The sequence below is a fragment of the Streptomyces sp. NPDC094448 genome, from assembly GCF_044763775.1.
In the GTDB taxonomy this organism is placed as follows: Bacteria; Actinomycetota; Actinomycetes; order Streptomycetales; family Streptomycetaceae; genus Streptomyces.
This window is the reverse complement of sequence record NZ_JBIWGU010000002.1, coordinates 558,991-585,071: the sequence shown is the minus strand read 5'-3', so window position 1 is coordinate 585,071 and position 26,081 is coordinate 558,991. Positions and strand designations below refer to the sequence as shown.

Below are 26,081 nucleotides of genomic sequence, written 5' to 3'. Positions count from 1 at the left end.
GGCCCGGGGCCCGCGGGCCGCGGCGGATCAGCCGGTGACGATCCTGGCGACCTTCCGGACGTCCTCGACCAGCCGTGCCTGGAGCAGCGATTCGTCCTCGCCGACCGGACCGTGCCGGCCGGCGAGGACGGCCGCGGCGAATGCGGCCAGCGCATTGCGCACCTGGTGGTCCGCGGGCAGCGCCAGCTCCGTCAACCGGTCCTGCTGCTGGAGCCGGACCACCGGTTTGAGCTGCTCCGGCGGAGTGTAGGCCCGCTCGACCGAGAGCCGCCCCGCACTGCCCCACAGCGCGTAGCGCGACCGGTAGGAGTGGCGGAAGCCGAATTCGAGCTGTGCCGCGACGCCGTCGGGGGCGCACAGCAGGGCCGTACCCGCGACGTCCACGCCCGTCGCTTCGTCCACCCGGAGGGTGGCCGCCAGCACCTCGGGCTCGCCGGACAGATACAGCTGGGCCGTCCGCAGCGGGTACACCCCGACGTCCAGCAGCGCGCCGCCGCCGAGTGAGGGGGCGTACCGGAACCCGGCGGGGTCCAGCGGGGGCACCCCGAACGAACCCGACAGGACCTCCAGTTCGCCGATGGCCCCCGTGTCGACGAGCGACCGGACAGCGGTGTGCTGGGAGTGGTGCAGGAACATGAAGTTCTCGGCGAGGGTCCGGTGCTGCCGCCGCGCCAGCTCCATCAGTTCGGCGGCCTCCGCCCGGGTCGTGCAGAGCGGCTTCTCGCACAGCACGTGCTTGCCCGCCAGCAGCGCCTCGGCCACGTACTCGAAATGGAGTGCGGGCGGGAGGGGGACGTACACCGCGTCGATGTCGTCCCGCTCCAGCAGTGCCCGGTAGCCCTGGACACCGGCGCAGCCGAACCGCGCCGCGACCCGCTCCGCCTTGGCGGCATCACGGCTGGCCACCGCGGTGAGCCGGGCCGAATCGGCCGCCGCGATGGCCGGGAGCATCCGGCGCAGCGCGATGTCCGCGCAGCCGAGCACCCCCATGCGCACCGGGCCGCCCGCCGTACCGTCCCGCCCGGTGGGGACAGGGCTCACAGCGCCGCCAGTACATCGTGGAGCGCGCCGATGACCTTGTCCTGCACCGCAGGGTCCAGCGCGGGGTACATCGGCAGCGAGAAGATCTCGTCGGCCACCGTCTCGGTGACCGGCAGGGATCCGGTGGCATATCCGAGGTGGGCGAAGCCGGTCATGGTGTGGACCGGCCACGGGTAGCTGATGTTCAGCGAGATGTCATAGCTCTTCAGGGCCTCGATGATGGCGTCGCGCCGCGGGTGGCGGACCACGTAGACGTAGTAGACGTGGTCGTTGCCCGGCGCGATCGACGGCAGCACCAGATCGGTGTCGGCGAGCCCCTCGGCGTAGCGGCGGGCCACCTCGCGCCGCCCCTCCAGATAGGTGTCGAGCCTGCGCAGCTTGCGGCGGAGGATCTCCGCGTGCAGCTCGTCCAGGCGGCTGTTGTGCCCCGGGGTGCGGACGACGTAGTACCGCTCCTCCATGCCGTAGTAGCGCAGCCGGCGCAGGTTGGCGTCCACTTCCGGGTCGGAGGTGAGGACGGCGCCGCCGTCGCCGTACGCCCCGAGCACCTTGGTGGGGTAGAAGGAGAACGCGGCAGCGGCGCCCCAGGTGCCGGCGAGCTGTCCGTGGCGGCGGGCGCCGTGGGCCTGCGCGCAGTCCTCGAAGACCAGCAGCCCGTGCTCGTCGGCCACGGCCTGGAGGGCGGTCATGTCGACGCACTGGCCGTAGAGGTGCACCGGGAGCAGGCACCGGGTGCGCGGGGTGACGGCGGCGGCCACCTGCTCGACGTCCATCAGGTACGTATCGGGGTGGACGTCGACGAAGACGGGCGTCGCCCCCACCGAGTCGATGGCCACCACGGTCGGCGCCGCGGTGTTGGAGACGGTGATCACCTCGTCGCCCGGACCCACGCCGATCGCCTGGAGTCCCAGCTTGAGCGCGTTGGTGCCGTTGTCGACGCCCACGGTGTGCCCGGCTCCGTGGTAGGCGGCGAACTCCTCCTCGAAACCGCGCCCGCTGGCGCCGAGCACGAGCTGCCCCGACCGCAGCACGGTCTCGATCGCGTCGTGGATATCGTCCCGCTCGTTCTCGTACTCGCGCAGGTAGTCCCATACGTAAGTGGTCATGGGCGAGTCACTGTCTCCGCTCGTCTCGGGGATGTGTCCGGCTGCGGCTGTCCCGTGGGGCTCACTGCCGTACGCCGACGAACAGACCGCGGCCGGTCGGATCGCCGGGGAGGTACTCGACGGTGCACCCCGCGTCGGTGAACGCCGCGAGGTATTCGTCCCGGGTGAAGAGGGTGAGCACGTCGATCTCGGTGAACTCCTTGATGCCGTCGCGGTCGCCGACCAGGAAGCGCACCTCCATCCTGGTCGCGCGGCCCTGGAGGGTCGAATGCGAGATCCGGGCCACGGTACGGCCGTTCTCCCGGCCGAGGTCACCCGCGACATAGCCCTCGGCATGGTCCTCGGGGAACCACCACGGTTCGACGACGAGCACACCGCCCGGCCGCAGATGGCGGGCCATCGACCGCACCGCGTCCCGCAGCTCGGCCACCGTGCCCAGATAGCCGATGGCGCAGAACATGCACACGACCGCGTCGAAGGTGCGGCCGAGGTCGAAGGCGCGCATATCGCCCGGGTGCACGGTCACGTCCGGCAGCCGCCGGTGCGCCAGCTCCCGCATCGGTTCCGCGATCTCCACGCCTTCGGTGTGCTTGAACAGCGTCGCGAACGTCTCCAGATGGGCCCCGGTGCCGCACGCCACGTCGAGCAGGGAATCCGCCTCCGGACACCGCGTCCGCACCAGCTCCGTGACGGCGGCGGCCTCCGCCGGCCAGTCCTTGCCCCGGCTGCGGTAGAAGATCTCGTAGACCTCCGCCAGCTCCTGTCCGTACATCTGCCCTCCTGTCGAGGTCGGTCGAGGTCGGTCGAAGGGCGCCCGGTCACTCGTCGACCATGGCGACCGCCCTGGTCCAGCCCGCGCCCGCGCCCGCGATCTTCACGGGGAAGCACACGACGGTGAATCCGTACGGCGCGGGCAGGGCATCGAGGTTCGCCAGGCGCTCGACCTGGCAGTACTCCCGGTCGCGGCCGGTGAAGTGGGCGGGCCACAGCACCGAGCGGTCACCGGTGCGCCGGTAGCGGTCGATGATGTCGGTGAACGGGGCGTCCAGGCTGAACGCGTCCGTCCCGATGACCCGTACCCCCAGATCGAGCAGCAGCTCCACGGCCGGCCCGTCCAGCCCGGCGAACTCGGTGAAGTACTCCGGGGTGCCCGCCCGTGCCGAGGCCCCGGTGTTCAGCAGGACGATGTCCAGCGGCTCCGGGGTGCGCCCGATCCGGCCGAACTCCTTCTCCAGCCGTTCCGGGCCGACGGCACCGGTCGGCGCGTCGGTGAGGTCGAGCACGATGCCCGGATGGCAGAACCACTCCAGCGGCATCCGGTCGATGTGCTTCGGTACGCCGTCGCCGTACCCGGCCCGGGAGCCGTAGTGCGAGGGCGCGTCGACGTGTGTGCCGGTATGCGAGGTCAGGGTCAGCCGGTCGAGGGAGAGGAACTCCCCGTCCGGCAGTTCGTCCGGGTCGAACTCGATGCCGAAGTGCGTCCGCATCTCCGCGCTCATATGCTCCGCACCCTGCCGGGGCGACAGCACCTCGTGGACGACGGGATCGGGTTCGTAGGACGCGGCGTCCACCGCCGATGACAGGTCGATCAACCGCACAGGGACCTCCCGCTGCTGATGCGTACCGCCTGCGCCGACGGAGCAGATCGTGCTCGGTGCGAACGGAGAAACGCTCAACGTTCGCTCGGCTTCCGCGCGTCGCGTTCGAGCCGATGCCGAACGGAGTCGGGAATCGTACGCAGGTACCCCCTGTTCGGATCCGAACGGGACCAGCCTGAGGAGGACGCGATGGCAGTGACCACGGGGATCTCGTCGTCGGTCGAGTCCGTCTACGCCGAAGTGCAGCAGTTCTACGCCCGCCATATGCATCTGCTGGATGCCGGGGACGGCGAGGGATGGGCGCTGACCTTCACCGAGGACGGCTCGTTCGCGCCGCCCTCGCTGCCGGAACCGGTCGTGGGCCGGGACGCCCTGGCCGCCGGGGTCAACAAGGCCGCCGCGGCGCTGTCCGAGGCCGGCGAGGTGCACCGGCATCTGCTGAGCATGGTGTCGGTCGAGCACGGCGCCGACGGTGAACTGAGCGTCCGTTCGTACGCGCAGATCGTCGCCACGCCCCGCGGCGGCAGCCCCCGGCTCCATCTGATGTGCGTCTGCGACGACGTGCTGGTCCGGGTGGACGGCGAACTGAAGGTGCGTGAGCGCCGGGTCACGCGTGACGACCGGCAGCCGTGACCCCGCGACCGGGGAAAGCCGGGGAAAGCCGGGAAGGGCTGCGCGGCCGAGGCGGCGAGGAGAGGGACGGTGCGGTGACCCCGAGTGACGTGATCCGGCCGGGAACGGTCGCCGTCCTGGGCGCGACCGGCGGTATCGGACGACAGGTGAGCGCGCTGTTCTCCCGCGCGGGACACGAGGTGATCGGCGTGGCCCGGCAGCTCGCGCCGCACGCCGCCGGACACCCCTTCGTCGCGCTGGACGTGGCAGCGGCGGAACCGGCGGAGATCGCCGCACTCCTCGGATCGCGGAAAGTGCGGCTCGTGGTCAACGCCACGGGCGGCTGGGCGGTGACCGAGGAGGCCATGTACCACGCCCATGTGCGGCTGGTGGACCGGATGCTCGCCGCGGTCGCCACGCTGCCGGTGCGCCCGCGCGTCGTCCATATCGGCAGTATCCACGAGTACGGTTTCGTGCCGCCCGGCACCAGCATCGACGAAACGCTGGCGACGGATCCGAGCACCCCGTACGCCCGGACGAAACTCGCCGGTTCGCAGGCCGTGCTGGACGCGGCCCGCGCCGGGGACGTCGACGGTGTCGTGCTGCGCGCCGTCAACGTCTGCGGACCGTATCCGTCGGAGGCGAGCTTCCTGGGCGCCGTACTGCACCGGCTCCGCGGGATGGCGCCGGGGGAGCGGCTGGAGCTGATGATCGCGGACGCCGCACGTGACTACATCGACGTGCGCGATGTCGCATCGGCGGTCCTGCGGGCGGCGGAGCGGGCGGCCTCCGGCGCGGTGTTCAACATCGGGCGCGGTGCGGCACCCACGATGCGGGAGCTGGTGACGACCCTCGTCGAGGTCGCCGGATTCCCGCCCGACACCATCAAGGAGACCGGCGGACCGGTGGAGAGCAAAGGCGGCGGCTGGACGAAGGCCGATATCCGCCATGCCGAACGGGTGCTGGGCTGGCGCCCCGCCATCGGTCTGCGCGACTCCCTGCGCGATATGTGGGAGACGTGGGACCGGCCCCCGTCCCCCGGCCCCCGCTGACGAGCGTTGTCATCCCCCACGAGCTGAGAGGTGTGTGCGATGAGTGAACTCACCCTGCCCGACCTGGTCGAGATCTTCCGGCAGTGCGCCGGTGAGGCGGAGGGCGCCGATCCGAGAACCGACGACGTCGGTGATCTGGAGCTGGCGGCCCTCGGGTACGACTCACTCGCCCTGCTGGAGGCGATCAGCCACGTCGAGCGGAAGTACGCGATCGGGATGCCGGACGCGGAGACCCGGATCCGGACCCTGAACGAATTCCTCGGCGAGGCCAACGAACAACTGAACCGGCAGCCCTGAATCCGCCGCCCGTCCCGTCCCCCTCCCTGGCCCCCGTCCCCCCGTTCTCCGTCTCCGGCAGGGTCCGCCGGTCCGCCGGTCGGTCGCTCAGCCGGCGGACCTGACACCGACGAAGAGTCCGCGGCCGGCGGGCTCGACGGGAAGGTAGTCGACGCCGAATCCGGCGGCCGTGAAAGCGGCCTCGTACTGCTCCCGGGAGAACAGGCCGATCAGGTGCGTCTCATGGAAGTGCCGTACCCCCGACGCACCGTCGGCGACCAGATAGTGCACCTGCATCCGGGACGCCGCCCCCTCCCGTACGGAATGGGAGACCCGTGAAACGGTCCGCTCCCCGACGGTCACCGTGCCCCCGGCGACATGCCCGTGCCGGTACGTCTCCGGGAACCACCACGGGTCGACCGCCAGCACCCCGCCGGGACGCAGATGCCGCGCGAACCGGCGCACCGCGCCCACCAGCGCCGACTCGTCGAGCAGATAGCCGATGGAGCCGAACATGCAGGTGATGACGTCATAGGTGCGGCCGAGTTCGAAATCCCGCATATCGCCCACGTGTACGGGGACATGAGGCAGTGCCGCCTGAGCGAAGCGCGCCATCGGCTCGGACAGCTCAAGACCGGCCACCTCGTCGAACAGCTCGTCGAAGCAGCGCAGATGCGCTCCGGTGCCGCAGGCCACGTCGAGCAGGGTGGCGGCCTCCGGCCTGCGCTGCCTCACCTGCCGCTCGACCTCGGCCGCCTCCTGGAGATAGTCCTTGCCGCGGCCTCGGTGGATCAGTTCGTAGATCTCGGCGAGTTCGGCTCCGTACACGGCGACCTCATTCGATACACGACCGGCAGGGACAGGGGTCCGGAAGCAACGATCGTCGGGCGGGCCGCTAGAAGAACACCGGAGACCGGCTGGACATACGGCGGGCCGGGGACCGCCGGGGCGGCCGGGCGGGCTGTCGAGCGGGGTTCGACTCCGCTTTGCCACGGTCGGGGGACCAGGCACCCGCGGCACAGGTTGGAGTCCCTCCGTGAGCACAGAGGTGAGCACAGGCAGGACCACCGGCGAGAGGCACCCGGGCACGTCGCGCGGCGGCCCCCGCAGCGGTGGTGGTGAGCGCGCCGGGCCGCCGTCCGCCGAGACCGCCGCGCTCCTGGCCGAGCTGCGCCGCTATCTCGACCTGGCACCCCAGCTCAGCCTGCCGCCGCGGGCGTTCACCTCACCCGAGCTGTACGAACTCGAACGCACCCGGGTCTTCGGCCGCTCCTGGGTGCTCATCGCCCACCGCGACGACCTCGCCGCACCGAACAGCTATGTCTCGGTCGACGTCGCGGGCGAGCAGGTGGTCGTCACCCGCGATGCGGACGGTGTACTGCACGGCCTGTCGCCGATCTGCCGGCACCGGATGATGCCGCTCGTCGAACCCGGCACCGCGGGCACCGCCGACTCCTTCACCTGCCGGTACCACCTGTGGCGGTACGGACTCGACGGCCGGCTCATCGGCGCGACCCATATGCGCAAGAACCCCGACTTCGACCCCGCCCGCTGCCGGCTGCCCGCCTTCGCGGTCGAGGAGTGGCACGGCTTCGTGTACGTGAACCTCGACGCGGAAGCCGCCCCCCTCACCCCCCAGCTGGCCCGGATCTCGGAAGATCTCACGAACTACCGGCTCGGCGATATGGCGCAGCTCGGGTCCTGGAGCGAGGAGTGGGCCTGCAACTGGAAGATCGCCGTCGAGAACGCCCATGAGAACTACCACGTGATGGGCTTCCACCCGGAGACCCTCCAGCCGTCGACGCCCGGTGGGTCCGATACGGACGTACGGGTCGACTCCCCCTGGGCCCTGCGGCTGCTGATCCCCTTCACCGAACCGCTGGAGACCTACACCCTGCCGCTGACCGCCGAGGAGAAGGCCCATATGTACGGGTTCTTCGTCTTCCCCGGAGCGAGTCTGGCCGCGGCCGGCGAAATGATCATCTGGCTCAGCCTGATCCCGCAGTCGATCGACCGGACCCTGGTCCGCGGCGGGATCCTCATACCCCGTGCCGCCCTGGACGGCGCCGACCTCGACGAGATGCGCCGCAACGCCGAATCGTACGCGGGCATGATCAACCGCGAGGACCGGGACGGCCTCGAAGCCGTCCAGCGCGCAGTCGGATCGCGCTTCGCCGGCCGTGGCCATCTGAGCCCCAAGGAACCCGGCGTGGTGGCCTTCTACCAGAGCCTCGCCAGGGCCCTGCTGCGCGGCGACGACGGCTGGCCGGGAGGCCTGTGAACCCGTCGGCCGCAGCCGCGCACATCAGAACGATCGCCGCACACCACACCAAGGAGAGGGCTTCCACCATGCTGAGTTGTCGGATCTGCCGCGGTCGGCTGCACGAGTTCATGGACTTCGGCCGGCAGCCGCTCTCCAGCGGACTCCTGGATCCCGAGTACCTCGGCGACGAGTTCTTCTTCCGGCTGGCCGTCGGCGTGTGCGGTGACTGCGCGATGGTCCAGCTCACCGAGGAAGTACCGCGCCATCTGATGTTCAACTCCCACTATCCGTACCTCTCCTCCGGGTCCTCCGTGATGCGCCGGCATTTCGAGGCGACCGCACGGCACTTCCTGGAGACCGAACTCGGCGGAAAGGACGCCTTCCTGGTCGAACTGGGCTGCAACGACGGCGTCATGCTCCGCACCGTCGCCGAGGCCGGGGTCCGGCATCTGGGCGTCGAACCGTCCCAGAGCGTCGCCGACCTGGCACACCGCCAGGGCATCCGCGTCATCACCGAGTTCTTCCAGGAGTCGACGGCGGCCGATATCCGCAAGACCGAAGGGCACGCCCAGGTCATCTACGCCGCCAATACGATCTGCCATATCCCCTACCTGGATTCGATCTTCAAGGGGGTCGAGGCGCTGCTCGCGCCGGACGGAGTGTTCGTCTTCGAGGACCCGTACCTCGCCGATATCGTCGACCTCGGGGCCTTCGACCAGATCTACGACGAGCATTACTACTTCTTCTCCGTCTCCTCGGTGAGCGCCATGGCCGAGCGGTTCGGCTTCGAACTGGTCGATGCGGAGCGGCTGCCCGTACACGGCGGCGAGGTCCGCTACACCATCGCCCGCGCCGGGCGGCGCACGCCCGCCCCGGCGGTCGCGGAGCTGCTCAGCCAGGAGCGGGAGCGCGGTCTGTCGGAGCCGGCGAACCTCCAGGGGTTCGTCGGCCGGGTGGAGCGGGCCAGGGACGAGCTGGTCGCGCTGCTCCGCACCCTGCGGGCCGAAGGCCGTACGGTCGTCGGGTACGGGGCCACGGCCAAGAGCGCCACCGTGGCCAACTACTGCGGTATCGGGCCCGACCTCGTCTCGTTCATCTCCGACACCACCCCCAACAAACAGGGGCGGCTGACGCCGGGCTCGCACATACCGGTCAGGTCGCGGGAGGAGTTCGAGAACCCCTTCCCCGACTACGCCGTGCTCTTCGCCTGGAACCACGCCGAGGAGATCATCGCCAAGGAGCAGCAGTTCCGGGAGTCGGGCGGCAAGTGGATCCTCTATGTCCCGGACGTCCGCGTGGTGTGACGGGCCCGCGTTCCCGTTCCGACCCTGCCGGCCGAGCGCCGGCCCGACGCCGGCCGAAGAGGGGTGCCCGATGAGGGTCCTGTTCACCACACACACCGCGAAGTCCCATCTGTTCGCGCAGGTCACGCTGGCGTGGGCGCTTCGGGCAGCCGGTCATGAGGTCCAGATGGCCGGTCAGCCGGACCTCGCCGCCGATATCACGGGCACCGGTCTGACCGCCGTGACGGCCGGTGCCGCGCTCGACCTGGTGGCACAGCTCGAATCGTACGAAGCGGCCGATGGATCCGGCGGGAGCGGGGACGGTGCGTCCCAGGACCCCGGAGCGTGGGACGAGGCGGGCGGCGCGGACGACTACCGCGCCGTCGCCGAACGCTTCGAGTACTGGACGGACATGACCGAGATCCGTCCGGAGAAGCTGTCCTACGAGTACATGCACGGCGTCTTCACCGCCATGACCACGCACGTCTTCCAGCAGTACTCCGCCCCGGCGATGGTCGACGAACTGGTCCGCCACGCCCGGTGGTGGCAGCCGGACCTGGTCGTCTGGGACCCGCTCACCTTCGCCGGACCCGTCGCGGCACGGGCCAGCGGCGCCGCCCACGTCCGGCTCCTCTTCGGACTGGACCTCATCGGACGGATGCGGGAGCCCTATCTCGAAGCGGTACGCCGCTTGCCCCCGGGCCGTCGCGAGGACCCCCTGGAGGAGTGGCTGGGCTGGACCATGCGGCAGTACGGCGGCGAGTTCGGCGAGGACCTCGTCGTCGGACAGCGCACCGTCGACCCGCTGCCGCCGTCCCTGCGGTTCCCGGTCGGGGTGGACCGCGTACCGATGCGGATGGTGACCCACAACGGCAGCTCCGTCCTCCCGGCCTGGCTCCGCGAACCGCGGACCCGCAGCCGGATCTGCCTGACGCTCGGCGTGTCGCACCGCGAGCTGCTCGGCGCCGACCGGGTGCCGCTCGACGAGGTGTTCGCGGCCGTCGCCGGAGTGGACGCCGAGGTGGTGGCCACCCTCAACAAGGCCCAGCTCGCCTCCGTCACCGAGATACCGGACAACGTCCGCGTCGTGGACTTCGTCCCGCTGGAGACGCTGCTGCCCAGCTGCTCCGCGGTGATCCACCACGGCGGTGCGGGCACCTTCAACACCGCTCTGAGCTGCGGGGTGCCCCAGCTGATCCTCCCCGACGGGGTATGGGACACCGACCACAAGGCCCGGCTGCTGGAGGAGCGCGGAGCCGGGCTGCGGGTCGCCGAGCCGGAACGGGCCGACGCCGGAATGCTCCGCGGCCTGCTCCGGCGGCTGCTGGAGGAACGCTCCTTCGCGGATGCCGCCGCCGCACTGCGCCGGGAGTCGGGGGAGCTGCCCGCTCCCAGTGCCGTCGTACCGGTCCTCGAAGAGCTGGCGGCGGCCCGGCACGGCGCCGGGCCGGAGCCCGTACGGAGCTGACGGCCCCGGACCCACCGGGGCCACCGGGATCACCGGGATCACCGACAAGGAGACGGGGGAGTGGCAGTGAAGGATTTCTCGCGCCGGGGATTCCTGGCGAGCGGCGCCGCGGCCGGCGGTGCCGTGGCACTCGGCGGTGCCGGTACGGCGGCGGCGGAGACCGGTGTCGGCAGGGCCCCGGCGGCGCCCGGGGCCGGTGAGTGCCTTCCGGCGCCCCCGGCCAAGGACATCCGGCCCGACGATCCGCGCTACGCCGAACTGAACGCCAGAGGCTACAACGGCCGCTTCTCCGGCCGCCCCGAGTCCATCCGCCTCGTCCACCGCGCCGAGCACGTGGTCGCCGCGGTGGACGAGGCGCTGCGGACGGGCAGCCGGATCGCCGTCCGCAGCGGCGGACACTGCTTCGAGGACTTCGTCGACGACCCGGCCGTACAGATCGTCGTCGACGTCTCCGAGATGAAGTCCGTCCGCTACGATCCGGCGCACCGCGCCTTCGCCGTCGAGTCCGGCGCGACGCTCGGTGATGTGTACCGCAGCCTCTACCTGGGCTGGGGCGTCACCGTACCGGCCGGCGCCTGCCCCGGCGTCGGCGCGGGCGGCCATTTCGCGGGCGGCGGATACGGCGGGCTCTCCCGCCGGCACGGTTTCGTCGCGGACCATCTGTACGGAGTCGAGGTGGTCGTCGCCGGACGGGACGGCCGGGCGCGCCGGGTACGGGCCACCCGTGACCCCGCCGACCCCCACCACGACCTGTGGTGGGCCCACACCGGCGGGGGCGGCGGGAACTTCGGCATCGTCACCCGCTATCTGATGCGCTCACCCGGCGCGCGCGGCGACGATCCCACCACCCTGCTGCCCCGCCCCCCGGCCACGATACGTTCCGTCACCATCGGCTGGTCATGGGCGGACATGACCGAGTCCGCGTTCGTCCGGATCCTGCGCAACCACGGAACCTGGCACGAGCGGGAGTCCGGCACCGGCTCCCGGTACGCGCCGCTCAGCAGCTGGTTCGTCCTCAACCACCGGGCGGCGGGCCGGTTCACCCTCGTGGCCAGTGTGGACGGCTCCCTGCCGGACGGCGAGCAGCTCCTCCGCGAGTACGCGGCCGCGATCACCGCGGACACCGGCGTACGCCACGAGACCGAGGAATCCACCGTGCTGTGGATGAAGTCCACCCTGACCGCCGACCCGTACGCCGGCGGCCGCTACCCCTTCAAGTCCAAGGCCGGGCTGCTGCGCACGGCTTGGACGGAGACCCAGATCCGCACCCTCCACCGCCATCTGAACCGGGGCGGGGACGAACACCAGGCGTCGGCCGTCTACCTCTCCACCCTCGGCGGCAGGATCAACACGGTCCCGGCGTCCGCCACCGCGATCCCGCACCGGGACTGCCTGTTCAGCGCCACGTACGAGACCTCGTGGTGGCCGGGCGTCTCCGGCGACGGACAACTGGCCTGGGTGCGCGAGCTGTACCGGGACGTGTACGCGGACACCGGCGGGGTCCCCGTGCCCGGGGCGGCCAACGGCGGCGCCTACATCAACTACCCGGACGCCGATCTGGCCGATCCCCGGTGGAACACCTCCGGGGTGCCGTGGCACACCTTCTACTACCGGGACAACTACCCGCGGCTCCAGCGGGTCAAAGCGCGGTGGGACCCGGGGAACGTATTCCGCCACGCCCTGTCCGTCCGGCCCCCGGGCCGCTGACCCTCACGGGCTGTCCTCCGGCCCTGTCCGCACCAGGGCCTCCAGCCGTCCGACCAGCGCGGCGGGAGACGGCATCGCCGCCGTCTCATCACGGACCGCGGCCGCGGCCCGGCGCATTCCGTCGTCTTCCAGCAGGGCCCGGAACTCCGCCGTGCCGACGGTCTCGGCCGCCGCCCCGATCGCGATGCCCCGTTCGACGACGGCCCGCTCGTTGTCCTTCTGGTCGGGGCTGAGCGGCATCACGCACTGCGGTACCCCGAGGGCCATCGCCACCGCCGTGGTGCCCGACCCGCCGTGGTGGATCAGCCCGTGGGAGACCGCCAGCAGCGGAGCCAGGGGAAGCCAGTCCACCGTCGTCACATTGGGCGGCAGTTCCCCCAGCAGCGACGGATCGCCGCCACCCAGGGTGACGACGAACTCGGCATCCGTGTCCGCCGCCGCCGCGACCAGCGGCGCCAGCACGGCAAGCCCGCCCCACAGGCCCGCGATCGACCCCAGCGTGACCGCGATCCGCGGCCGCCGCGGCGGCTCCAGGAGCCAGCCGGGCAGTTCGCCGTTGCCGTTGTACGGCACATAGCGCACCGGTATGTCGTCGGCCCCGCGCACCTGCTCCGGAAGCAGCTCCAGCAGGCTCCGCGGCATCGAGTTGAGCCGGAATCCGGGCACCGGCTCCGGCGCGACACCGTGCCGCCGATAGTGGTCCTTCATATGGTCCCGCAGCAGACCGTCGATACGCGGCGCACTGTCCGCAGGACCGGTCACCACGGACACCGCAGGCACTCCGAGCGCCCCCGCCGCCAGCGGTCCGGCACCCTGCAACGGCGAGTGGACGACCAGATCGGGGGACCAGCTCCGGGCGACCTCCACCACCCGGTCGACGGTGACCCCCGAGACCTTCGCGAAGAGCGCGGCGACGAACTCGTCCCCGCCGTCCACGCTGAAGTCGATCTCCTCGGGCCGGAATACCGTCGCATAGTCCAGACCGGGGGTCACATCGACGACATTGACGCCGGCGGCGGCCACCGAGCCGACGTCCCCGCCCTGGGCGTACAGCACCTCGTGACCCGATGCGGTCAGCGCGTGCGCCAGGGGCACGGTGGGGAAGATATGCCCCAGCCCGGGGGAGCTGACGAACAGAGCGCGCATGGGAACTCCTCGCGTCATCAGAAGGATGAGGTGGGTGACGCCCACCCTCCACCCGGGTCCTTGAGGGCGCGCGGAGCCTGGTTGAAGCGCCCTTCCGACCGGGCCTCGCCCCGCTGTCCGGGCACTTTCGAGTCTCCTTCGACACCCGGCTGCGAAGGTCGGTGCCCCCAGCGAGCCGAAGGACTGCCTTGTCAGATGGAGATCATCGGGAACGGGTTCCTCGCACGACACCTCGCGCCGCTCGCGGCCGGGCACCCCGGGGCCACCGTGCTGGCCGCGGGCGTCCCCACGCATCCGCTGCCCGACACCGAACACCGCCGTGAGACCGCACTCGTCGACGACACGATCCGGCATTGCCTGGGGCACGACCGGATGCTGGTGTTCTTCTCCACCGTCAGCATGTACGGCGGCCCCGGCGGACCGGGCGACGAGGACGGCCCGCCCGCCGCCTCCACCCGCTACGGGCAGCACAAACTGGACCTCGAACGGACCATCAAGGCCTCCGGAGTCCGCCATCTCATCCTGCGGCTCGGCTATGTGCTGGGCCCGGACGAACCCCCCTTCCGCCTCCTGACTGCGCTCGTCGCCCAGGTGCTGGCCAGCCGGGTGCGGGTCCAGCGCGGGGCCCGCCGGGACCTGCTCCATGTGGCGGACTTCGTCACCGCCGTCGACGCACTGCTCCGTACCGGCGTGTGCGACGAGACCGTGAACGTCGCCTCCGGGGACTGTGTGGAGGTGGCCGCCGTCGTACGGCACCTCGAACGCCGCCTCGGGGTCTCGGCCCGCTGGCAGGTCACCGACGACAGCATCGAACACTGCCCCTCGGTACGGAAACTGCGGCGGCTGGTTCCCGAGGTCGACCGGCTGGGATTCGGGCCGGGCTACCACCGGACCGCCATCGACCGATATCTGATGGCGGCGCGCCCCGCGGACGTCGTCCGGACGGGAAGGACGGAACAGCCATGACGGATCAGTCCGGCAGTACGGGCGGGGCCCCGGCGGGAGACCTCACCGAACCCCGCACCCCCGAGGGCCGCACCCTGCTGGAGATACTGGGCAGACAGCTGCCGGGCATCGCGTCCGGCGCCGGTGAGCACGACCGCACCGGCACCTTCCCCCTCGGCCTCGTCCGGCGTCTGGGGGCCGACGGCGTACTCGCCGCGACCGTGCCCGCCGCATTCGGCGGACTGGGCGTGAGCAGCGTCCACGACGTCTGCCTCGCCGTGAAACGGATCGCCGAGGCCGACGCTTCCGTCGCGCTGTCGCTGCATATGCAGTTCAGCCGCGGCATCACCATGTCGTACGAGCGTGAGCACGGCACCGACACCGGGCGGCCCCTCGCGGAACGGCTGCTCCGGCTGATGGGCACCGAGAAGGCGCTGATCAGCGGCGCCCTGAAGGATGCGGGTGTCACTACCGAACTCGTCCCGGCGGCCGACGGCGGCTGGCGGCTGACGGGACGGAAGATCCTGGTCAGCATGGCCCCGTACGCCACGCACTTCGTCGTCGCCGCGCAGACCCGCCCTGCCTCCGGCCCCCCGCTGACGGCCTCCGCCTTCCTGCCCGCCGACTCCCCCGGTCTGAAGGCGCCGGACAACTGGAACGGTATGGGCATGCGGGCCTCCGCCAGTACCGAGGTCGTCTTCCAGGACTGCCCCGTCCCGGCGGCCGATGTCTTCCTGCGGGGACCGGTCGGCGTCCGCAGCGACGCCGCGATGGCGGGCCAGACCGTCAGCTCCATCGGACTGCTCGGTGTGTACGCGGGGATCGCCCAGGCGGCACGCGACTTCACCGTCGCGGGCCTCGCCCGCCGCGGCGGCGAACCGGCCGCCGCGGTCCGCACCATGATCGCCGAACTCGATGTGAAGCTCTACACGCTGCGGACCGCGCTCGCGGCGGCACTGGTCAACGCCGACCACTACGCGTACCGGGCGACGGACGACCCCGACGAGCGCGGCCGGCTGATGATGGCCCCCTTCCAGTACGCGAAGCTCATCGTCAACCGCACCGCGGCGAGCATCGTCGAGGACTGTATGACCCTGGTCGGCGGGGCGTCGTTCACCGCCCACCACCCCCTCTCCCGGCACTACCGCGACGTCCGGGCGGGCTGGTTCATGCAGCCCTTCACCTACGCCGATGCCGTCGACCACCTGAGCGCGCATGCCCTCGGCACGGATATCGCGGGCGGCGCGTCATGAGCCGTACGGACGGCGGAACAGCCGGAGAAGGAGCGGGCGCAGAAGGAACGGCCGCAGAAGGAGCGGGCGGGGACCGGAGGCACGTCGACGCGCTGGTCCGGATGTCGAACCTGGTGACCCCGATGGCGCTGCGGGTCGCGGCGACCCTGCGGCTCGTCGACCATCTGCGGGCGGGCGCCACCGGCGCCGAGGCCCTCGCGAAGGCCACCGGAGCGGACGCCGACGCGCTGGCCCGGCTGCTGCGGCATCTGGCGGCGGCCGGAGTCCTGGCGGAGTCCGGGCCCGGCCACTACGCCCCGACCGCCGTCGGTGATCTGCTCGCCGACGACCACCCGTCACGCCAGCGTTCCTGGCTGGACCTGGACCAGGCGGTCGGCCGCGCCGACCTGACCTTCCTCGGACTGCGGGAGGCGGTCCGCACCGGGCGGCCGCAGTACGAGGCCCACTACGGCAGACCGTTCTGGACCGACCTCTCCGAGGACGACGCCCTCGGCGCCTCCTTCGACGCCCTGATGACCACCCGTGAGGACACGGCCTTCGCCGCGCCCGTCGCCGCGTACGACTGGACCCGGGCCCGGCACATCCTCGACGTCGGCGGTGCCCCCGGCGGCCTGCTGACCGCGATCCTGCGGGCCGCGCCCGAGGCCCGCGGCACCCTGCTGGACCTGCCCGGGGCGGCCGCGCGGGCCCGCGAGCGCATCGCGGCGACCGGGACGGCCGGCCGGATCGACGTCGTCGGCGGCGACTTCTTCGACGAACTGCCGGTGACCGCCGATATCGTCGTGCTGTCGTTCACCCTCCTCAACTGGTCGGATCCGGACGCGCTGCGGATCCTGGGGCGCTGCCGGGACGCCCTGCGGCCCGGAGGCCGGATCGTCCTGCTGGAGCGGGCGGAGGCGCCGTCCGGCGGGACGCGGACGTCCGACCTGTACTTCAGCGTGCTGGACCTGCGCATGCTGGTGTTCCTCGGCGGCCGGGTCCGGACCGACCGGGAGTGGGCCGAGCTGGCCGCCGCCGCCGGCCTCGACATCGTCTCGAAGACCGGACCCCTGGTATCGCCCAAGGTGCCGCTGGACTCCTGCCTCTGGGAGCTGGCGCCGCGCTGATCCCGTCCGCACCACGACCGCCGACCAACGGAACCGAGGGTTCCAGGAGCCGAGAGGGAGGTCCCCGTGGCAGAACGTACCGTCACGTCGAAGGATGTAGAGCTGTGGAGCGAGGGCTTCGGCGACCCCGCCGATCCCGCACTGCTCCTGATCGCGGGCGGGAACCTGACCGCGCTGAGCTGGCCGGCCGAGTTCGTCGAACGGCTCGCCGCCGGTGGTTTCCACGTGATCCGTTACGACCACTGGGGGGTGGGCCGCTCCACCGGCTGGGACCCGGCCGAGCGCCCGTACGGATATCTCCAGCTCGCCGCCGACGCCGTCGCGGTGCTCGACGGCTGGGGGATCGAACGGGCGCACTTCGTCGGCATGTCGATGGGCGCCGTCCTGTGCCAGCTCGTCGCGCTGGACCATCCGCAGCGGATGCTGAGCATGTCGATGATGCTGAGCGGCGCGCTCGACGTCGACTTCCCCGACAGTATCCGCCGCGCCTTCGCCAACGAGCCGTCGGCCGACGGCCTTCCGCTGCCGCAGCCACGGTTCCTGGAGGCGCTGGCCGTCATGAACGAGGACGCCGACGGGCCGGAGGCGGAGCTGGACCGGCGGGTGCGCCGGTGGCACCTGTTCTCGGGCGACGCGGTCCCCTTCGGCGCGGCCGACTTCCGGCGGTGGGAGCAGCAGGCCATCGACCACTCGGGCGCCCTCCGCGAACCGCAGTCGCACTACGCGGTGCAGCCGCCGCCGCGCGAGCGCGCCCCCGAGCTGCGCGATATCCGCGTCCCCACCCAGGTGATACAGGCGACGGAGGACCCGATCGCCCCGCCGCCGCACGGCCGCCATCTGGCCGATCTGATCCCGGGCGCGGAGCTGGTGGAGATCGACGGCATGGGGCACGCACTGCCGGTCTCGGTCCACCGCCCGCTCGCCGAAGCCGTCCTCCGGCACGTGCTCCGGTACGGCTGAAGGGCGCGGGGGTACGGGCAGCGGCGCCGCTGCCCGTACCCCCGCGCCCGACGCGGATCCCGCCGGCGGCCGTGGCGCGTCAGCCGGACAGGTCGAAGCGGGGCTCCTCGTTCCGGGTGCGCTTGACCTCGTAGAACCCCGGCACCGCGGCCATGAGGAGAAAGCCGTCCCACAACTGGCCCGCCAGCTCCCCGGCGGGAGCGGGCGAGACGACCGGCCCGAAGAACCCGACCCGTTCACCGCCGGGACCGGCGACCGACACCACGGGGGTGCCGATATCGCCGCCCGCCAAGGCGACGGCCTCCGCATGCGAGGAGCGGATCGCCCCGTCGTAGTCGGTGGACCCGGCGACCTCCGCCAGCTCCTCGGGGAGCCCGGCGTCCGCCAGCGCCCCCGCGAGGTTCCCCCAGTCCTCCTGGAGGTGGAAGCGGGTGCCCAGGGCCGTGAAGAGGTCACCGAGCGCCTGCTGCCCGAACCGCTCCTCCACCGCCGCGCACAGGCGCACCGGCGCCCACATGTAGTCCTCCCACTCGCCCTCGGGGTTGTCGTCCCGGTGCTCGTTGAGCACGGACAGGCTCATCACCCGCCAGCGGATGGTCACCGGCCGCACCTTCGCGACCTCCACCAGCCACCGCGAGGCGATCCATGTGTACGGGCATACGGGGTCGAACCAGAAGTCGACGGTTCGCTGCTCGGTCATCGGTTCGGCTCCTCGTACGGTCTTGTGCCGGATCGTCTCCTGCGGATCCCGCGGGTCGTCCGGATCCCGCCGGGCCCGCTCCGCAGGAGACTCCTTACGGGCGCCAGCCGTCCCCCTCGGGCCACGGCTCACCGAGCTGCCGGTAGGTGCTCTGGTACTCCGGCCAGTCACGGTGGTCCCTGATCCTGCCGTCGACGAAACGCAGCAAATGGATCTGCTCACCGGCGAAACGGCGGCCCGTCGGCGCGAATCCCACCATGGGGCCGACCTGCCGGCCGTGGAGCACCAGATACGCCCGTACCCAGTCGCCCCGCTCTTCGATCTTGACCTCCTCCAGGTGCGCATCCTCGGAGAAGGTCATCCGCACCCAGGCTACCGCCTTCGCGAAGGCCTGGGGGCCCTCACCGATGCCGTGCTCGATGGTGGCCGGATTCAGATACTCGGGATGGATGAACTCGTGGACGTCGTCGGTGTTGCCCGTGTTGTACGCCTTGACCATCCGCCGTACCGCTTCGACGTTCTGACTCATCGCGCGCCTCCGGATCTCGGTGTACTCGTCACCGACGAGCATCCCAACACCCCGATCGGCAGGGGGTCGACGTTCGCTCGACCCGCTGCTCCACGGCCGCTCGACCTTCCCGCGGTCCGCCGGCACCACCGGTCCAGGGGCTGTTGAGCGGGCTGCGAGAGACGACGCCCACGTTGGACGACGCCACAGCGTCAGAGCCCGACGTCGCACGTGAGAAGAGGCGATGAGATGCAACCGAACGGCCTTGATCCCACCGGGAGCGGGGTGGTCACCTTCGTCAACAGGTTTACCGTGCACGCCTCGGAGGAGGAGTTCGAGAAGGCCTTCGCCGAGACCGGACGGTACCTGGCGGATCGTGACGGCTTCCTCCGCTACACCCTGCACCGGCACGCCGAGGACCCGACCCGGTGGGTCAACATAGCGCACTGGCGCGACGCGCGGGCCTTCCGCGCCGCGGTCGGCGCCCCCTCCTTCGCGCCGCACGCGGCGGCGGTGCGGAAACTGGGCACCAGCGAGCCCGGCCTGTACGTACCCCGGCAGTACGTGTCGGGGGAGCGGACGGCGGCGGAGGACCGCTGATGGCCACCTCCGCGGGCCGCCGCATCGTCATCACCGGCATCGGTGTCGTCGCCCCCAACGCCGTCGGGCGCAAGCCCTTCTGGGACGCGCTGACCGCCGGTCGCACGGCCACCAGGAGAATCAGCCTCTTCGACCCCGGCGCCTACCGCTCCCAGGTCGCCGCCGAGGTCGACTTCGACCCGCTGCGCGAGGGACTGACCCCGCAACAGGCCCGGCGGATGGACCGGGCAGCCCAGTTCGCCGTGGTGAGCGCCCGGGAGAGCGTCGCCGACAGCGGGCTGGAGTTCGCGGAACTGGACCCCGCGCGGACCGGAGTGACCATCGGCAGCGCCGTGGGCTGCACCATGAGCCTGGAGGACGAGTACTCCGTCGTCAGCGACGGCGGGCGCCAATGGCATGTGGACGACTCCTACGCCGGACGGCATCTCTTCGACTACTTCGTGCCCAGCTCCATCGCCGCCGAAGTCGCCCGCGACGTCCGCGCCGAGGGCCCCGTATCGCTGATCTCGACCGGCTGCACCTCCGGGCTGGACTCGGTCGGGCACGCGGTCGAGCTGATCCGGGAAGGCTCGGCCGATGTGATGGTGGCCGGCGCCACCGACGCCCCGATCTCCCCGATCACCGTGGCCTGCTTCGACGCCATCAAGGCGACCACGCCCCGCAACGACGAACCCGAACACGCCTCCCGGCCCTTCGACCGCACCAGGAACGGATTCGTCCTCGGTGAGGGCGCCGCCGTCTTCGTCCTCGAAGAGCTGGGACACGCCCGGCGGCGCGACGCCCATGTGTACGCGGAGATCAGCGGCTTCGCCTCCCGCTCCAACGCCTTCCACATGACCGGACTGCGCCCCGACGGGAAGGAGATGGCCGAGGCCATCCGGGTCGCCATGCGGCGGGCCGCGATCGCCCCGCAGGACATCGACTACGTCAACGCGCACGGCTCGGGCACCGTACAGAACGACCGGCACGAGACGGCGGCCTTCAAACGGGCCCTCGGCGAGGACGCCCGCCGGGTGCCCGTCAGCGGCATCAAATCCATGATCGGGCACTCCCTGGGGGCCATCGGCTCCCTGGAGATCGCGGCCTGCGCACTCACCATCGAACACAACACCATCCCGCCCACCGCCAATCTCCACGAACCCGACCCCGAGTGCGATCTGGACTACGTACCGCTGACGGCCCGGGAGCAGCGGGTGGACGCGGTGCTCACCGTGGGCAGCGGCTTCGGCGGCTTCCAGAGCGCGATGGTGCTGCGCGGCCCGGACGGGGCGGCATCATGACACCCGCCGCCGTGATCACCGGCATGGGTGTGCTCGCGCCGACCGGCCTCGGTACGGCCCCCCACTGGGACCGCACACTCGCCGGGCGGCCCGCGATCGGCCCGATCAGCCGCTTCGACCCGGAGCGTTACCCGAGCCGGCTGGCCGGTGAGATCCAGGGCTTCGACCCGCAGGAGTACGGCATCCCCAGCCGGCTCATCCCGCAGACCGACCATATGACCCGGCTGGCGCTGGTCGCCGCCGGATGGGCGATCGAGGACGCCGGGGTGGAGCCCGGTTCACTGCCGGAGTACGACATCGGTGTCGTCACCGCCAGTTCGGCGGGCGGATTCGCGTTCGGCCACCGGGAACTGCACAACCTCTGGAGCAAGGGCCCGGAGCACGTCAGCGCCTACCAGTCCTTCGCCTGGTTCTACGCGGTCAACACCGGCCAGGTCTCCATCCGCCACGGACTGCGCGGACCGGGCGGTGTGGTCGTCACCGACCAGGCGGGCGGCCTGGACGCCCTGGCGAAGGCCCGGCGGCATCTGCGCGAGGACGTCCGGATGGTGATCGCGGGCGGTGTCGACGGCTCGCCGTCGCCCTGGGGCTGGGTCGCACAGCTCGCGAGCGGCCGGATCAGCACCGTGGACGATCCGGAGCGGGCGTACCTGCCCTTCGACGCCGACGCCTCCGGATACGTACCCGGAGAAGGCGGCGCCCTGTTCGTGCTGGAGTCGGCGGAGTCGGCCCGCGCCCGTGGCGTCCACTCCTGGTACGGGGAGATCGCGGGCTGCGCCTCCGCCTTCGATCCGCCGCCCGGGACGGGCCGGCCGTCCAATCTGCGGCGGGCCGCCGAACTCGCCCTCGACGAAGCAGGACTGGAACCCGGCGATATCGACGTCGTGTTCGCCGACGCCGCGGGCGTCCCCGAACTCGACCGCGCCGAAGCGGACGCCGTCCGTGCCGTCTTCGGTGCGCACGGCGTACCCGTGACGGCGCCCAAGACCATGACCGGCCGGCTCGGCGCCGGGGGCGCGGCCCTGGACCTGGCGACGGCCGTCCTGGCCATCCGCCACGGGGTGATCCCGCCGACCGCGAACGTCCGGCAGCCGGTCCCCGAATACGGGATCGACCTGGTCCGCACCCCCCGCGAAGCCCCGGTGGCCGCCGCGCTCGTGCTGGCCAGAGGACACGGCGGCTTCAACGCGGCCGCCGTCGTGACCCGACAGCGAACCCGAGAGCGAACCCGACGACGATGAGGAGAGACATGTCCCCCCAAGACGACCGGTGTGCCGTGGTCACCGGTGCCACCAGCGGTATCGGGCTCGCCGTCACGACCCTGCTGTGCGGGCTCGGACAGCGCGTGTTCATCTGCGCCCGGGACGCCGAGAACGTCGAGCTGACCGTCGAACGGCTCCGCGACAAGGGGTACGAGGTCGCGGGGCAGGTGTGCGACGTGCGCTCCACCGAGCAGGTCGGAGCCCTCGTCCGGGCCGCCGTGGACCGGTACGGACCGGTGGACGTGCTGGTGAACAACGCGGGCCGCAGCGGCGGCGGCCCCACCGCGCAGATCACCGACGAACTGTGGCTCGACGTCGTCGACACCAACCTCAACAGCGTCCTCCGGGTCACCCGGGAGGCGCTCACCACGGGCCGGATGCTGGAACGGGGCACGGGCCGCATCATCAACATCGCGTCGACCGGCGGCAAACAGGGCGTGGTGCTGGGCGCCCCGTACTCCGCGTCCAAACACGGTGTCGTCGGCTTCACCAAGGCGCTGGGCCTTGAGCTGGCCAAGACCGGGATCACGGTGAACGCGGTCTGCCCCGGCTATGTGGAGACACCGATGGCCCAGCGGGTGCGCCAGGGCTACGCCGCGGTCTGGGACACCACCGAGGAGGCGGTGCTGGAGCGGTTCGAGGCGAAGATCCCGCTCGGCCGGTACACCACCCCGGACGAGGTCGCCGGGCTCGTCGGCTATCTCGTCACCGACCAGGCCGCCCCCGTCACGGCGCAGGCGATCAACGTCTGCGGCGGACTCGGCAACTACTGACGGCCCCGCGCGAGGACCAGGAGACCCGCATCATGACGAACCAGCACCGAGCCGAACACCGGATCACCGTGGCAGCGCCCGCCCGTACCGTCTACGGTCTGATCGCGGACGTCGACGCATGGCCGCGGGTCTTCCCCCCGACCGTGCACGTGGACGTCCTGGAGCGGACCGCGGGTGAGGAGCGCATCCGGATCTGGGCGACCGCCAACGACTCCGTCAAGACCTGGACCTCGCGCCGCGTCCTGAACCCCGAAGGCCTGCGGGTGAGCTTCCGGCAGGAGGTGTCGTCGCCGCCGGTCGCCGCGATGGGCGGCGAATGGATCATCGAACCGCAGCCGGACTCCACCACCCTCGTCCGCCTCACCCACGACTTCCGGGCCGTCGACGACGACCCGGACGGCGTGGACTGGATCACCCGGGCCGTCGACCGCAACAGCGGTGCGGAACTGGGCGCCCTCAAGAGGGCCGCGGAACAGAACCCCGAGGGCGGCGGCGAACTGTCCCTGCACTTCGACGACGTCGTCGAAGTGGCCGGCGATCCCGCCGAGGTCTACGCCTTCCTCTACGACGCGGGCCAGTGGGAGCAGCGGCTGCCGCATGTGAACCGCGTCGAGCTGGACGAGACCACCCCCCATCTGCAACTGCTGGAGATGGACACGCTCACCCCGAACGGAGCGGTCCACACGACGAAGTCCGTACGGGTCTGCTTCCCGGCCGGAACCATCGTCTACAAGCAGCTCCGGACCCCGGCGCTGATGACCGTCCACAACGGCCGCTGGCAGGTCGAGAAGAGCCCGTCCGGGTGCACCGTCACCTCGACGCACACCGTCGTCCTCAACCCCGAAGCGGTCGTCCCCGTCCTCGGCGAGGGCGCCACGGTCCAGGACGCGCGCACCTTCGTCCGCGACGCGCTCGGCCGCAACAGCACCGCGACGATGCTCCTCGCCAAGGAGCACGCCGAACGAGCCGTACGGGACCGCTGATGCGGGTCCTGTTCACCACCTTCGGCGCCCGCAACCACGTCCACGCCCAGGTCGCGCTCGCCTGGGCGCTGCGGGCCGCCGGGCACGACGTCCGCCTGGCCAGCCACCCCGACCTCGCGGACGTGATCGCCCGGACCGGCCTGACCGCGGTCCCCGTCGGCCGGGAGCTGAACGAGGACCGGGTGATGGAGGAGCTGCGGGAACGCGAGGAGGCCTCCCGGGAGGAGTACGACTCCTCCGGCGAGGACACCCCGGACGCCCAGCTTCTGCTGGCGATGGACGAACTCCGCCCGGAGAAGCTGACCTACGACCATATGCACGGCGTGTTCACCGCCATGACCTCGGCGGTCTTCCAGAACTACTCGTCGGCCGAGATGATCGGCGATCTGGTGGACTTCGCCCGCGACTGGCGGCCCGATCTGGTGGTCTGGGACCCGCTGACCTTCGCCGGGGCCGTCGCCGCCGAGGTGACCGGCGCGGCCCACGCCCGGCTGATGTTCGGCCTGGACCTGGTCGGCCGGATGCGCGAGAGCTATCTGGCGGAGGTCGCCGAACGGCCGCCCGCGCTGCGCGAGGACCCCCTGCGGGAGTGGCTCGGCCCGGTGATGGAACGCTACGGAGGCACGTTCACCGAGGAGCTGGTGGTCGGCCGGTGGACGATCGACCCGGTGCCGACGTCCCTGCGGCTCCCGGTGGACCTGCCGTACGTCCCGGTCCGCTGTATCGCCTACAACGGCCGGGGCAGCATCCCGCCCTGGCTGCACGAAGAGCCCAAACGCCCGCGCGTGTGCCTGACGCTCGGGGTGTCCCACCGCGAAGTCATGGGCGGTGACCAGGCCTCCATCGGCGAGCTGATCGACGCCGTCGCCGGACTCGACGTCGAGGTCGTCGCCACCCTCAACGCCCGCCAGCTCCAAGAGGTCGACAGCCTTCCCGGCAATGTCCGCGCCGTCGACTTCGTCCCCATGGACGCGCTGCTGCCGAGCTGCTCGGCCATCGTCAGCCACGGCGGCTCCGGCACCGTCCACGCGGCCTTTCTGCACGGAGTTCCGCAGATCCTGGTGCCCGGCACCATGTGGGACAACGGCATCCGCGCCGATCTGGTGGCCCGCTCGGGCGCCGGCCTCCGCCTGGACGCCGAGACCCTCACCGCCGACGCCCTGCGCTCCGCACTCCGACGGCTCCTCGGCGAGCCGTCGTTCGCCGCCGCGGCCGGCCGGCTGCGCCGGGAGACCCTCGGCACCCCCTCCCCGCGGGACATCGTCCCCGTACTGGAGTCGCTCACCGCCGAACACCGCCGCCGCACCGCCACCGGACCCGACGCCCCGGAAGACGACCTGGTGAGGAATCATGCCTGAGACAGCAGCCCCCCGCTCGGCCGTGGTCACCGGAGGCGGCTCCGGTATCGGCCGGGCCACCGCACGCGCCCTCGCCGACCGGGGCGCGGCCGTCCTGGTCGTCGGCCGTACCGCCACCGACCTGGCCGGAACCGCGGAGGGGTACGACACCATCCGGACCCTCGCCGTCGACCTCACCGAGGCCGACGCGCCGCAGAAGGTCGTCGACACCGCCCTGCGCGAACTCGGCGGTATCGACGTCCTGGTGAACAACGCGGCACTCCTCGGCCACCGCGCCCTCGCCGATGTGGACCCGCAGCAGGTCGCCGCCCAGCTCGCCACCAACCTCGCAGTGCCCGTGCTGCTCGTCCACAGCGCGCTCGACGCCCTCGCCGCCGACGGCGGCGGCACCGTGGTCAACGTCAGCTCATCCGGCGCCCGCGGATCGCGGGCCTGGGCGGGCAACAGCGTCTACGGCGCCGCCAAGGCGGCACTGGACTTCCTGACCCGCACCTGGGCGGTCGAACTCGCACCGCGCGGCATCCGCGTCGTCGGCGTCGCCCCCGGTCTGGTCGACTCCGGATTCGCGGAGCGGGCGGGCATGTCGCCCGAGCAGTACACGGGCCTGCTCCACCACGTCGGCGCCCTGACACCCCAGGGCAGGGTCGGCACCCCCGAGGAGATCGCCTGGTGGATCGCCCAGCTGACCCGGCCGGACGCCCGCTATCTGACCGGCGCCGTACTTCCGGTCGACGGCGGCCTCTCCCTGACCTGACCCGGCACGACCCGATACCGGGGCCCCACGCGAACGGGGCCTCGGAG

The 26,081-nt window shown here is 71.6% G+C and carries 26 protein-coding genes; 18 read left to right on the top strand and 8 right to left on the bottom strand.

Going from position 1 to position 26,081, the window contains the following annotated elements; genetic code table 11:
• Positions 1-27: 27 nt before the first annotated feature.
• The 4 genes from ACIQ9E_RS05980 to ACIQ9E_RS05965 form a co-directional block, all read right to left on the bottom strand.
• Positions 28-990: a Gfo/Idh/MocA family protein gene (locus ACIQ9E_RS05980; protein ID WP_403702932.1), complete on the bottom strand. Its 963-nt coding sequence runs from the start codon at positions 988-990 to the stop codon at positions 28-30.
• Between the two features lie 47 nt (positions 991-1,037).
• The gene (locus ACIQ9E_RS05975; RefSeq protein ID WP_403702553.1) at positions 1,038-2,147 is read right to left on the bottom strand and encodes a DegT/DnrJ/EryC1/StrS family aminotransferase; all 1,110 of its coding nucleotides are present in this window, start codon (positions 2,145-2,147) and stop codon (positions 1,038-1,040) included.
• A gap of 61 nt (positions 2,148-2,208) precedes the next feature.
• The gene (locus tag ACIQ9E_RS05970; RefSeq protein WP_403702551.1) at positions 2,209-2,919 is read right to left on the bottom strand and encodes a class I SAM-dependent methyltransferase; all 711 of its coding nucleotides are present in this window, start codon (positions 2,917-2,919) and stop codon (positions 2,209-2,211) included.
• Positions 2,920-2,965: 46 nt separating this feature from the next.
• Positions 2,966-3,745: a cyclase family protein gene (locus tag ACIQ9E_RS05965; protein WP_403702548.1), complete on the bottom strand. Its 780-nt coding sequence runs from the start codon at positions 3,743-3,745 to the stop codon at positions 2,966-2,968.
• Between the two features lie 195 nt (positions 3,746-3,940).
• Here ACIQ9E_RS05965 and ACIQ9E_RS05960 point away from each other — a divergent pair, with 195 nt between their 5' ends.
• From ACIQ9E_RS05960 to ACIQ9E_RS05950, 3 genes are all read left to right on the top strand, one after another.
• A complete protein-coding gene (locus ACIQ9E_RS05960; RefSeq protein WP_403702929.1) occupies positions 3,941-4,378 on the top strand; it encodes a nuclear transport factor 2 family protein in 438 nt (145 codons plus the stop codon).
• A gap of 74 nt (positions 4,379-4,452) precedes the next feature.
• Positions 4,453-5,409 (top strand): NAD-dependent epimerase/dehydratase family protein, encoded by a 957-nt coding sequence (locus tag ACIQ9E_RS05955; protein WP_403702545.1) that lies wholly within the window; start codon positions 4,453-4,455, stop codon positions 5,407-5,409.
• Positions 5,410-5,448: 39 nt separating this feature from the next.
• Positions 5,449-5,706 (top strand): acyl carrier protein, encoded by a 258-nt coding sequence (locus ACIQ9E_RS05950; protein ID WP_403702542.1) that lies wholly within the window; start codon positions 5,449-5,451, stop codon positions 5,704-5,706.
• An 87-nt stretch (positions 5,707-5,793) separates the two neighbouring features.
• On the opposite strand, the gene ACIQ9E_RS05945 is transcribed toward ACIQ9E_RS05950, so the two are convergent.
• Entirely contained in the window at positions 5,794-6,513 is a 720-nt protein-coding gene (locus ACIQ9E_RS05945) for a class I SAM-dependent methyltransferase (RefSeq protein WP_403702540.1), read from the bottom strand.
• Positions 6,514-6,721: 208 nt separating this feature from the next.
• Here ACIQ9E_RS05945 and ACIQ9E_RS05940 point away from each other — a divergent pair, with 208 nt between their 5' ends.
• The 4 genes from ACIQ9E_RS05940 to ACIQ9E_RS05925 all read left to right on the top strand — a co-directional run bounded on the left by ACIQ9E_RS05940 (position 6,722) and on the right by ACIQ9E_RS05925 (position 12,406).
• Positions 6,722-7,966, top strand: a complete 1,245-nt coding sequence (locus tag ACIQ9E_RS05940) for an aromatic ring-hydroxylating dioxygenase subunit alpha (protein WP_403702537.1) — start codon at positions 6,722-6,724, stop codon at positions 7,964-7,966.
• A gap of 68 nt (positions 7,967-8,034) precedes the next feature.
• Entirely contained in the window at positions 8,035-9,252 is a 1,218-nt protein-coding gene (locus ACIQ9E_RS05935; RefSeq protein WP_403702534.1) for a methyltransferase domain-containing protein, read from the top strand.
• A gap of 70 nt (positions 9,253-9,322) precedes the next feature.
• Positions 9,323-10,699 (top strand): activator-dependent family glycosyltransferase, encoded by a 1,377-nt coding sequence (locus ACIQ9E_RS05930; protein ID WP_403702531.1) that lies wholly within the window; start codon positions 9,323-9,325, stop codon positions 10,697-10,699.
• A 60-nt stretch (positions 10,700-10,759) separates the two neighbouring features.
• Positions 10,760-12,406, top strand: coding sequence for an FAD-binding oxidoreductase (locus tag ACIQ9E_RS05925; protein WP_403702529.1), 1,647 nt, complete (start codon positions 10,760-10,762; stop codon positions 12,404-12,406).
• Between the two features lie 3 nt (positions 12,407-12,409).
• Here the strand turns inward: ACIQ9E_RS05925 and ACIQ9E_RS05920 are convergent, their stop codons facing one another.
• Positions 12,410-13,552: a glycosyltransferase gene (locus tag ACIQ9E_RS05920; protein ID WP_403702526.1), complete on the bottom strand. Its 1,143-nt coding sequence runs from the start codon at positions 13,550-13,552 to the stop codon at positions 12,410-12,412.
• A 195-nt stretch (positions 13,553-13,747) separates the two neighbouring features.
• On the opposite strand from ACIQ9E_RS05920, the gene ACIQ9E_RS05915 reads away from it, so the two are divergent.
• The 4 genes from ACIQ9E_RS05915 to ACIQ9E_RS05900 all read left to right on the top strand — a co-directional run bounded on the left by ACIQ9E_RS05915 (position 13,748) and on the right by ACIQ9E_RS05900 (position 17,816).
• The gene (locus ACIQ9E_RS05915; RefSeq protein WP_403702523.1) at positions 13,748-14,518 is read left to right on the top strand and encodes an NAD-dependent epimerase/dehydratase family protein; all 771 of its coding nucleotides are present in this window, start codon (positions 13,748-13,750) and stop codon (positions 14,516-14,518) included.
• Entirely contained in the window at positions 14,515-15,750 is a 1,236-nt protein-coding gene (locus ACIQ9E_RS05910; RefSeq protein WP_403702521.1) for an acyl-CoA dehydrogenase family protein, read from the top strand. The genes ACIQ9E_RS05915 and ACIQ9E_RS05910 overlap by 4 nt, the downstream gene beginning before the upstream one ends.
• Positions 15,747-16,856 carry a methyltransferase gene (locus tag ACIQ9E_RS05905; RefSeq protein ID WP_403702518.1) on the top strand — a complete coding sequence of 370 codons (1,110 nt, stop codon included), beginning with the start codon at positions 15,747-15,749 and terminating at the stop codon, positions 16,854-16,856. Before ACIQ9E_RS05910 ends, ACIQ9E_RS05905 begins: the two co-directional genes overlap by 4 nt.
• 66 nt (positions 16,857-16,922) lie before the next feature.
• A complete protein-coding gene (locus ACIQ9E_RS05900) occupies positions 16,923-17,816 on the top strand; it encodes an alpha/beta fold hydrolase (RefSeq protein WP_403702515.1) in 894 nt (297 codons plus the stop codon).
• 79 nt (positions 17,817-17,895) lie between these two features.
• Here the strand turns inward: ACIQ9E_RS05900 and ACIQ9E_RS05895 are convergent, their stop codons facing one another.
• The gene (locus ACIQ9E_RS05895; protein WP_403702512.1) at positions 17,896-18,516 is read right to left on the bottom strand and encodes a disulfide bond formation protein DsbA; all 621 of its coding nucleotides are present in this window, start codon (positions 18,514-18,516) and stop codon (positions 17,896-17,898) included.
• Between the two features lie 94 nt (positions 18,517-18,610).
• On the bottom strand, positions 18,611-19,087 hold the full coding sequence (locus ACIQ9E_RS05890) for a SnoaL/DnrD family polyketide biosynthesis methyl ester cyclase (RefSeq protein ID WP_403702509.1): 477 nt from the start codon (positions 19,085-19,087) through the stop codon (positions 18,611-18,613).
• Positions 19,088-19,273: 186 nt separating this feature from the next.
• Between ACIQ9E_RS05890 and ACIQ9E_RS05885 the strand changes: the two genes are divergently transcribed.
• Genes ACIQ9E_RS05885 through ACIQ9E_RS05855 form a run of 7 tightly spaced genes read left to right on the top strand, consistent with a single transcriptional unit; the run spans position 19,274 to position 26,034 of the window.
• Positions 19,274-19,624, top strand: coding sequence for a putative quinol monooxygenase (locus ACIQ9E_RS05885; protein ID WP_403702506.1), 351 nt, complete (start codon positions 19,274-19,276; stop codon positions 19,622-19,624).
• Positions 19,624-20,904 (top strand): beta-ketoacyl-[acyl-carrier-protein] synthase family protein, encoded by a 1,281-nt coding sequence (locus ACIQ9E_RS05880; protein ID WP_403702503.1) that lies wholly within the window; start codon positions 19,624-19,626, stop codon positions 20,902-20,904. The genes ACIQ9E_RS05885 and ACIQ9E_RS05880 overlap by 1 nt, the downstream gene beginning before the upstream one ends.
• Entirely contained in the window at positions 20,901-22,145 is a 1,245-nt protein-coding gene (locus ACIQ9E_RS05875) for a ketosynthase chain-length factor (protein ID WP_403702500.1), read from the top strand. Before ACIQ9E_RS05880 ends, ACIQ9E_RS05875 begins: the two co-directional genes overlap by 4 nt.
• An 8-nt stretch (positions 22,146-22,153) precedes the next feature.
• Positions 22,154-22,939 carry an SDR family NAD(P)-dependent oxidoreductase gene (locus ACIQ9E_RS05870; protein ID WP_403702497.1) on the top strand — a complete coding sequence of 262 codons (786 nt, stop codon included), beginning with the start codon at positions 22,154-22,156 and terminating at the stop codon, positions 22,937-22,939.
• 32 nt (positions 22,940-22,971) lie between these two features.
• Complete coding sequence (locus ACIQ9E_RS05865; RefSeq protein WP_403702494.1) at positions 22,972-23,922, top strand: aromatase/cyclase; 951 nt, start codon at positions 22,972-22,974, stop codon at positions 23,920-23,922.
• Entirely contained in the window at positions 23,922-25,280 is a 1,359-nt protein-coding gene (locus ACIQ9E_RS05860; protein ID WP_403702491.1) for an activator-dependent family glycosyltransferase, read from the top strand. Before ACIQ9E_RS05865 ends, ACIQ9E_RS05860 begins: the two co-directional genes overlap by 1 nt.
• Entirely contained in the window at positions 25,273-26,034 is a 762-nt protein-coding gene (locus ACIQ9E_RS05855) for an SDR family NAD(P)-dependent oxidoreductase (protein ID WP_403702488.1), read from the top strand. The genes ACIQ9E_RS05860 and ACIQ9E_RS05855 overlap by 8 nt, the downstream gene beginning before the upstream one ends.
• The last annotated feature ends 47 nt before the right edge of the window (positions 26,035-26,081 follow it).

Excerpts from the sequence above, each read along its gene's own strand:
- ACIQ9E_RS05915 (WP_403702523.1), top strand. The coding sequence starts at position 13,748 with ATGGAGATCATCGGGAACGGGTTCCTCGCACGACACCTCGCGCCGCTC.
- ACIQ9E_RS05930 (WP_403702531.1), top strand. The coding sequence starts at position 9,323 with ATGAGGGTCCTGTTCACCACACACACCGCGAAGTCCCATCTGTTCGCG.
- ACIQ9E_RS05950 (WP_403702542.1), top strand. The coding sequence starts at position 5,449 with ATGAGTGAACTCACCCTGCCCGACCTGGTCGAGATCTTCCGGCAGTGC.
- ACIQ9E_RS05975 (WP_403702553.1), bottom strand. The coding sequence starts at position 2,147 with ATGACCACTTACGTATGGGACTACCTGCGCGAGTACGAGAACGAGCGG.
- ACIQ9E_RS05920 (WP_403702526.1), bottom strand. The coding sequence starts at position 13,552 with ATGCGCGCTCTGTTCGTCAGCTCCCCCGGGCTGGGGCATATCTTCCCC.
- ACIQ9E_RS05905 (WP_403702518.1), top strand. The coding sequence starts at position 15,747 with ATGAGCCGTACGGACGGCGGAACAGCCGGAGAAGGAGCGGGCGCAGAA.
- ACIQ9E_RS05895 (WP_403702512.1), bottom strand. The coding sequence starts at position 18,516 with ATGACCGAGCAGCGAACCGTCGACTTCTGGTTCGACCCCGTATGCCCG.
- ACIQ9E_RS05870 (WP_403702497.1), top strand. The coding sequence starts at position 22,154 with ATGTCCCCCCAAGACGACCGGTGTGCCGTGGTCACCGGTGCCACCAGC.
- ACIQ9E_RS05865 (WP_403702494.1), top strand. The coding sequence starts at position 22,972 with ATGACGAACCAGCACCGAGCCGAACACCGGATCACCGTGGCAGCGCCC.
- ACIQ9E_RS05970 (WP_403702551.1), bottom strand. The coding sequence starts at position 2,919 with ATGTACGGACAGGAGCTGGCGGAGGTCTACGAGATCTTCTACCGCAGC.
- ACIQ9E_RS05890 (WP_403702509.1), bottom strand. The coding sequence starts at position 19,087 with ATGCTCGTCGGTGACGAGTACACCGAGATCCGGAGGCGCGCGATGAGT.
- ACIQ9E_RS05935 (WP_403702534.1), top strand. The coding sequence starts at position 8,035 with ATGCTGAGTTGTCGGATCTGCCGCGGTCGGCTGCACGAGTTCATGGAC.
- ACIQ9E_RS05875 (WP_403702500.1), top strand. The coding sequence starts at position 20,901 with ATGACACCCGCCGCCGTGATCACCGGCATGGGTGTGCTCGCGCCGACC.
- ACIQ9E_RS05980 (WP_403702932.1), bottom strand. The coding sequence starts at position 990 with ATGGGGGTGCTCGGCTGCGCGGACATCGCGCTGCGCCGGATGCTCCCG.
- ACIQ9E_RS05910 (WP_403702521.1), top strand. The coding sequence starts at position 14,515 with ATGACGGATCAGTCCGGCAGTACGGGCGGGGCCCCGGCGGGAGACCTC.
- ACIQ9E_RS05855 (WP_403702488.1), top strand. The coding sequence starts at position 25,273 with ATGCCTGAGACAGCAGCCCCCCGCTCGGCCGTGGTCACCGGAGGCGGC.
- ACIQ9E_RS05880 (WP_403702503.1), top strand. The coding sequence starts at position 19,624 with ATGGCCACCTCCGCGGGCCGCCGCATCGTCATCACCGGCATCGGTGTC.
- ACIQ9E_RS05860 (WP_403702491.1), top strand. The coding sequence starts at position 23,922 with ATGCGGGTCCTGTTCACCACCTTCGGCGCCCGCAACCACGTCCACGCC.
- ACIQ9E_RS05885 (WP_403702506.1), top strand. The coding sequence starts at position 19,274 with ATGCAACCGAACGGCCTTGATCCCACCGGGAGCGGGGTGGTCACCTTC.